This is a genomic window from Colwellia sp. MB3u-8, assembly GCF_014076985.1.
Classification (GTDB): Bacteria; Pseudomonadota; Gammaproteobacteria; order Enterobacterales; family Alteromonadaceae; genus Cognaticolwellia.
Map to the genome: position 1 here is coordinate 220,117 of NZ_JACGVA010000072.1, position 6,054 is coordinate 226,170.

Annotated in this window: 5 protein-coding genes and 4 tRNA genes; 8 read left to right on the forward strand and 1 reads right to left on the reverse strand. The window is 37.3% G+C overall.

Annotated features, from left to right (window positions below):
- Positions 1-638: 638 nt before the first annotated feature.
- The 8 genes from H4J54_RS16830 to H4J54_RS16865 all read left to right on the forward strand — a co-directional run bounded on the left by H4J54_RS16830 (position 639) and on the right by H4J54_RS16865 (position 4,693).
- A complete protein-coding gene (locus H4J54_RS16830) occupies positions 639-1,403 on the forward strand; it encodes a DUF599 domain-containing protein (RefSeq protein ID WP_182192148.1) in 765 nt (254 codons plus the stop codon).
- Positions 1,404-1,409: 6 nt separating this feature from the next.
- Complete coding sequence (locus H4J54_RS16835; RefSeq protein WP_182192149.1) at positions 1,410-1,901, forward strand: DUF2919 family protein; 492 nt, start codon at positions 1,410-1,412, stop codon at positions 1,899-1,901.
- Between the two features lie 61 nt (positions 1,902-1,962).
- The gene (dnaQ, locus tag H4J54_RS16840; protein ID WP_220464188.1) at positions 1,963-2,697 is read left to right on the forward strand and encodes a DNA polymerase III subunit epsilon; all 735 of its coding nucleotides are present in this window, start codon (positions 1,963-1,965) and stop codon (positions 2,695-2,697) included.
- Positions 2,698-2,807: 110 nt separating this feature from the next.
- Complete coding sequence (locus H4J54_RS16845) at positions 2,808-4,064, forward strand: TIGR03503 family protein (protein WP_182192150.1); 1,257 nt, start codon at positions 2,808-2,810, stop codon at positions 4,062-4,064.
- A 169-nt stretch (positions 4,065-4,233) separates the two neighbouring features.
- Positions 4,234-4,310 (forward strand) — tRNA-Asp (locus tag H4J54_RS16850).
- 51 nt (positions 4,311-4,361) lie between these two features.
- A tRNA-Asp gene (locus H4J54_RS16855) sits at positions 4,362-4,438 on the forward strand.
- 51 nt (positions 4,439-4,489) lie between these two features.
- Positions 4,490-4,566, forward strand: a tRNA-Asp gene (locus H4J54_RS16860).
- A gap of 50 nt (positions 4,567-4,616) precedes the next feature.
- A tRNA-Asp gene (locus tag H4J54_RS16865) sits at positions 4,617-4,693 on the forward strand.
- 192 nt (positions 4,694-4,885) lie between these two features.
- On the opposite strand, the gene H4J54_RS16870 is transcribed toward H4J54_RS16865, so the two are convergent.
- Positions 4,886-5,851, reverse strand: a complete 966-nt coding sequence (locus H4J54_RS16870; RefSeq protein ID WP_182192151.1) for an integron integrase — start codon at positions 5,849-5,851, stop codon at positions 4,886-4,888.
- Positions 5,852-6,054: the final 203 nt, after the last annotated feature.

Genomic DNA, 6,054 nt, shown 5'->3' on the forward strand with positions numbered 1-6,054 from the left:
ATGTTTTGGTAGAAAAACCTTTGTTAATGATGGTTTCCGTAACAATATAAATATATGGCCTTATTTATATTGTTACTTATAACACTATTTATGGTGATATTCATAGCTTGATTTTATTGCGATAGAGAGTTGTTTGGTCGATGATTTTTTGCTGTATCGGTCGATGTGTTTGGGCGCTAATTTTGAGGCGCTATGTCAATAGTTGAATCGGTTTGTGTGGCTATAATGTATAAAAATAGAAAATGTGTAGATTAAATTGCTAGGCAGTGTGTCAATTGGTTAATTGAGCAATAAATACCTTTTCGCCATCGGAATTCAATGGGCTAAGTTTTGCTTAAGTTTACTTTAGGTTTAACGTTTAGGTGCTTATTTAGCTTGCAATTAATTTCGCTGCTAAAGCGATTTTTATTACCTAGTTACTTGTTAATAGGATTAATTTATTATTCTATTTTATAGCTTTATTTAGTATCTATTTTCAGTATAAAGCCAAGTAACCTAATTCGTTATTTCAATTGGTATTATCATACAAAAGCTATTCAGAAATTATGAAGAATTAATGAATAATTGCTCGAATCTTAAAAAATTGTAGAGCATAATAACTTCATCTTTATTAAAAATGATAAGTCTTTGTAATTACTATGCCATTTTCTCTGCTTGATGTTATCGCGCTTTGCTGTTTTTTTATTTGTTGGGTGGGGTATACCGGATTTGCACGTAAAAAAGCAAAAACAACCAACTGTGTTGCAAGATGCTTGCATCAACATAGAATTTATTGGATGTATGAAATTATTGGTCGTGATGTTCGGGTGAGTGAGGCCGCCTTACTCGCTAATTTAGAACGTAATATTTCCTTTTTTGCTTCCTCTACCTTGTTAATATTAGCGGGTGTTTTAACATTATTTGCGCAAGTTGAGCGTCTTGAGTCAGTGATTGGCTCAATTCCATATGCTAACTTTCCTAATCATGTCATGATCCAATTAAAGCTCAGTTTGCTCGCGTTTATTTTTGTATTGTCATTTTTTCAATTTACTTGGTCAATGCGCCAATATGGTTTTGTGAACGTCATGATTGGCGCTTGTCCGTTTGACCAAAGTGGTGAGAATGAAAACTTGAAAAAATACGCTGAACAAATGGCCGTAGTGCAAGACCAAGCAGCTCATTCTTATAACTACGGTTTACGCTCTTATTATTTCTCTATTGCTGCTTTATGTTGGTTTTTTCATCCATTGATTTTTATGATAGCCAGCTTATTTGTTGTTTATACTTTGTACAACCGAGAATTTCGCTCAAAAGCAGTAAAAGCGATTACCTTAGGGCAAAAGTATTTGGAACTTGAGTCTGTTGCTAGGCATGCAAAGGCCAGTAATACAACAAACACTAAGCAAAACGTGAGTGATAAGTAATGCTTTATGTCAGCTAAATATTACGCCCAATTTTTACCAAAACACTTTGATAGTTTTGACTGCTTAAAATTAGCACCCGGCATTTACATTATTTTACTGTTTATATTGCGTGCCTATATTATTTGGATCATGTCAGTGACTAATATGCGAGATCACGTGGCTATGATTCAGTGGGTTTTTCCACAAACTGCACTGTTTTATTTAAATTTAGCTTCAGGTGTTATTGGCTTGTTTATTGTACTTATTTTAAGTTTACGCCGACCTAAAGCGCAAGCCTGGGTGCGTATTTGTTGGCGAAAATGTAAAGTATTGCTCATTGTAGCGTTAACTTTTGATTTGCTTATTGGGGTTTTAGGCTATTTTATTTGGCAACTTCAATCGATAACTTGGTTGCTAATACATTGTTCGTTGGTAATATCCGCCATTGTCTATATTTTATTGAGTAAAAGACTTACCATTAACATTGCAGAATTTCCTGAAGCTTTACCTGAAAAGTGACATTAAAAGCCTTCATACCACCATGCAAAAACAGGCATGACAAAAATTAAAGGGTTAGACATTGATTGAACAAAATACACAAGACGAACGGCTGATCATACTGGATACAGAAACCACAGGTCTTAACCCTCGTGAAGGGCACCGTATTGTTGAAATTGGTTGTGTAGAAATGATCAACCGTCAGCTAACTGGCAGAAAATTTCACGTTTATGTCAAGCCAACGGTGCGCGGCATACAAATGGTAATGGACCAAGAAGTTATTAATATTCATGGTTTAACCGACGAATTTTTACGTGACAAACCAGTGTTTGAGCAAGTAAGCCAAGATTTTGTTAATTTTATTAAAGGTGCTCGTTTAGTTATTCATAATGCCAAGTTTGATGTTGGTTTTATGGACCATGAGTTTTCGATGGTGCGAGGCCTGCCTAAAACAACCGATATTTGTAGTATTACCGATACTTTAAAAGTAGCCAAAGACGAATTTGGCTCACCTAAAACCTTAGATTATTTAGCCCGTTTTTATAAGGTTGATAAATTAATTGACCGTACTTACCATGGTGCGTTAATAGATGCACAGTTACTGGCGTTTGTTTACATTGAAATGACCCGTAAACAGGCAACGTTGAACCTGCAATCAGGTGATAGCCAAGCAGAAGATGCTAACGCCATTCGAAGAGTTAATAGTAATCACCAAAAATTAAAGGTTTTGGTTGCCACTGCCGATGAACTAGCTGAGCACGAAAATCGTTTAGTTATTGTTAATGACAAAGGGGCTGCGCCACTATGGTTGAAATAAGCAGGGTTGAAATAATCAGGGCTGAAATAAAGACAACAAAAATAAGCAAAGCAAAAATAGCTTTGTTTAACACCCCAGCATTATTCATAGCACGCTTTGCTAAGGTGATAATGGCACTAATGTTTAGCTTAAGCGCAAATGCACAGCAAATACCCGCTGAACTTGAATATGTTGATGATAGCGCCACCAATCAAATCCCTTATTTTGACAATCGCTTTCGTATTGACGAACAACTCGATGAAGTAACACTGATATTTTATCGCCGCAGAGGCGCAAAACCCATTATTCTTATCCGCCCCGATGGTTCAAAACTAAACATCAATAATTACCCTGAAGACAAAGTGCAATGGTTTGATGATCAAACCTTCGATATGCTCAAGATAAAATCACCCATGATTGGTCCATGGCAAGTGATAGGACAGGTACAAGCCAACAGTAAAATTATGGTGTTATCAGAAATTAGATTAGAAGTGACACCACTACCCGAAATTATTTTACAGGGTGAAACATTAAAAGTGGTAGCGCGCTTATTTAATGGTGACTTGCTCATTGACGACCCTTTATTTCAAGACGTATTAACACTTAATGTTGATTTTTTTAGTACAAATAACTCGGCCTTCGACAATTTTGGCGCAGCGCCGATTCAACTAGCTTCATTTCGTGATAACGGCAGAGACTTAGACGAACATGCCAATGACAGCCTGTTTACCGGTGAACTGGAGTTGGATTTTGCCCCAGGCGAGTGGCAACCTATTTATATTGTTAAAATGCCTATGATCACAAGAGAGTTACGACAAAAGCCGATTGTAGTGCAGAAAAACCCCATCAGCATATCAGTAGTGACAAACCAAGGTGAAAATAAGACACATGTGGTTACCTTTACTATTGATGATAGCTTGGTCAACGCTGACAGTATGCTCATGCAAGGCAAAGTGACTTTTCCCGATCAACAAGTAGAACCTTTTACTGTAGTGCAAGAGCAAGGGCGAACCCGTACGCATACAATTGCCTTTACCGAGCCTGGAGTGCACCGTATAAAAGTAAGGGTGTTTGGTGATATTAAAAATGGCAGAGAGTTTCAAGCAATATTACCTGAGTTTACTTTTAATGTTGACCACTTACCTGAAGCAGGTATCTTAGGGGGTAACCGCGGGTCTCATAACTTAACCTCGGAGCAAAAAAGTGCACAAGCAATCACTAATGCAGCGATAGCAGCTGAAAAGCTTGCGCAAGTAAAAGCAACGCAAGAAGCTAAAGTTGCCAACAAACAACAAGCAACACTTTTGTATATTGTTGGCGGAAACACCTTAGTGATCATAATTGCCGCATTGATGTTTATTTTTATACGACGTAAAAAGCGTAAATAAAATGGCTTAATGGTATTTTATTATGGGTTGTTGCTGTTAAAAACGCCGGATTGTTCATCAATTAGACATATAAACAAATGAATGTAAAAAACTGGTTGACGGCATCGAATCTTAACCGTATTATTCCGCCGCATTCAACGAGTTGTGTTGAAAGCAGCGATTAATATGCGGAGTGGTAGTTCAGTTGGTTAGAATACCGGCCTGTCACGCCGGGGGTCGCGGGTTCGAGTCCCGTCCACTCCGCCAATTAATCCAAAGGTTGTAAGTCCTTTTAAAATTTACAGAAGCAAGATGTGTGGAGTGGTAGTTCAGTTGGTTAGAATACCGGCCTGTCACGCCGGGGGTCGCGGGTTCGAGTCCCGTCCACTCCGCCAATTGTTTCAAAGGTTGTAAGTCCTTTCAAAATTTACAGAAGCAAGATGTGTGGAGTGGTAGTTCAGTTGGTTAGAATACCGGCCTGTCACGCCGGGGGTCGCGGGTTCGAGTCCCGTCCACTCCGCCAATTGTTTCAAAGGTTGTAAATCCTTTTAAAATTTACAGAAATAAATACGCGGAGTGGTAGTTCAGTTGGTTAGAATACCGGCCTGTCACGCCGGGGGTCGCGGGTTCGAGTCCCGTCCACTCCGCCAATTTATTTTATTTTTACCTGTGATTTCAATCCAAAAATCCAAGAATCAGTTATATCATCCCTTATTATACGAACGAAATTTTTTCAAAAAATATCGTTACTTGTCTAGCTTATAAGTTCATTTATTTACATTTTATTCAATAGTCCTTAGAGCCATTATTAATATTAAAACATAGCCAGTAGGCTGTAACCTCTATATTAAAGCCGATAATGGACTTGTAACACCGTTTGCACCTCGCTCTATGACATGGGTGTATATTTGCGTTGTTCTAATGTCGCTATGGCCCAATTGTTCTTGCACCGTACGAATGTCTGCACCTCTTTGAAGTAGATGAGTGGCGAAAGAGTGACGTAAGGTGTGACAAGTTACGTTTTTATTTATATTTGATTTTATTGACGCTACTTTTATTGCCTTTTGAATGACAGATTCATTTATATGATGCCGTCTTAACTTATTGACTTCAGGGTCTAGCGATAATCGACTTGATGGAAATAAATAATGCCAATTAAATGTTTTAGCTGCACTTGGATATTTTCGTGCTAAAGCAAAAGGTAAATATACCCCAGAGTAGTCAGCATTTTTCATATCTAATACGTAATAAGCGCTTACCTGTGATATTTGATTTTTTAGCGCCTCAGTTAACTCAGGGGCTAATGTAACCGTTCGATGCTTACCCCCTTTTCCATTCCAAACTTCAATGCAATGATAATCAAAATTGATATCTTGAACCCGTAAACGTACCGCCTCCATTAAGCGCAAACCACTGCCATACATTAATTGACACAGTAACAGGTTATTTGTATTCACAGCCGTTAAAAGCGCTTTGACTTCTGCTGCAGTTAATACGGTTGGCAGTTTCGGCGTTACTCGAGATTTATTAAAACGTAATTCAAGGCTAAGCGGTTTTATTAAAATATGCTTATATAAGTAGTTAACCGAATTTAATGCTAACGCTTGAGATTTAGGGGCAAGATTTAAGTTGTTTGAAAGGTAACTAAGAAATTGTTCAACTTCTTTATCATGGCAATCGTTTGGATGTATTTTTCCAATAAAGATAATATACGCTTTAATCCAATATAAATAAGACTCAATAGTGCGTTTTGCGTAGCGTCGTGTCCACATGGTTTCTTTGATATGCGAGAGAAATTCAGATTTCATCATCATTCCTTATTAATTTTAAAGGTGTACTGTATATAGTTACAGTTTAGCTTCATATCCCGCTTTTATGTATAAAGTGGGATTTAATCTGTCTTTCTACATCGCTATATTCAAAAAGTAAAATTAACGTGTTGAATGTTAATATTAAGTTATGTATATTAATTTGAATAAATATTCATTAGTTGGACATTCACCTTTGTTGA

Bases quoted from the DNA above. Each gene is read 5' to 3' on its own strand.
- H4J54_RS16845 (WP_182192150.1), top strand. From the start codon at position 2,808: ATGGCACTAATGTTTAGCTTAAGCGCAAATGCACAGCAAATACCCGCT.
- H4J54_RS16870 (WP_182192151.1), bottom strand. From the start codon at position 5,851: ATGAAATCTGAATTTCTCTCGCATATCAAAGAAACCATGTGGACACGA.
- H4J54_RS16835 (WP_182192149.1), top strand. From the start codon at position 1,410: ATGTCAGCTAAATATTACGCCCAATTTTTACCAAAACACTTTGATAGT.
- H4J54_RS16830 (WP_182192148.1), top strand. From the start codon at position 639: ATGCCATTTTCTCTGCTTGATGTTATCGCGCTTTGCTGTTTTTTTATT.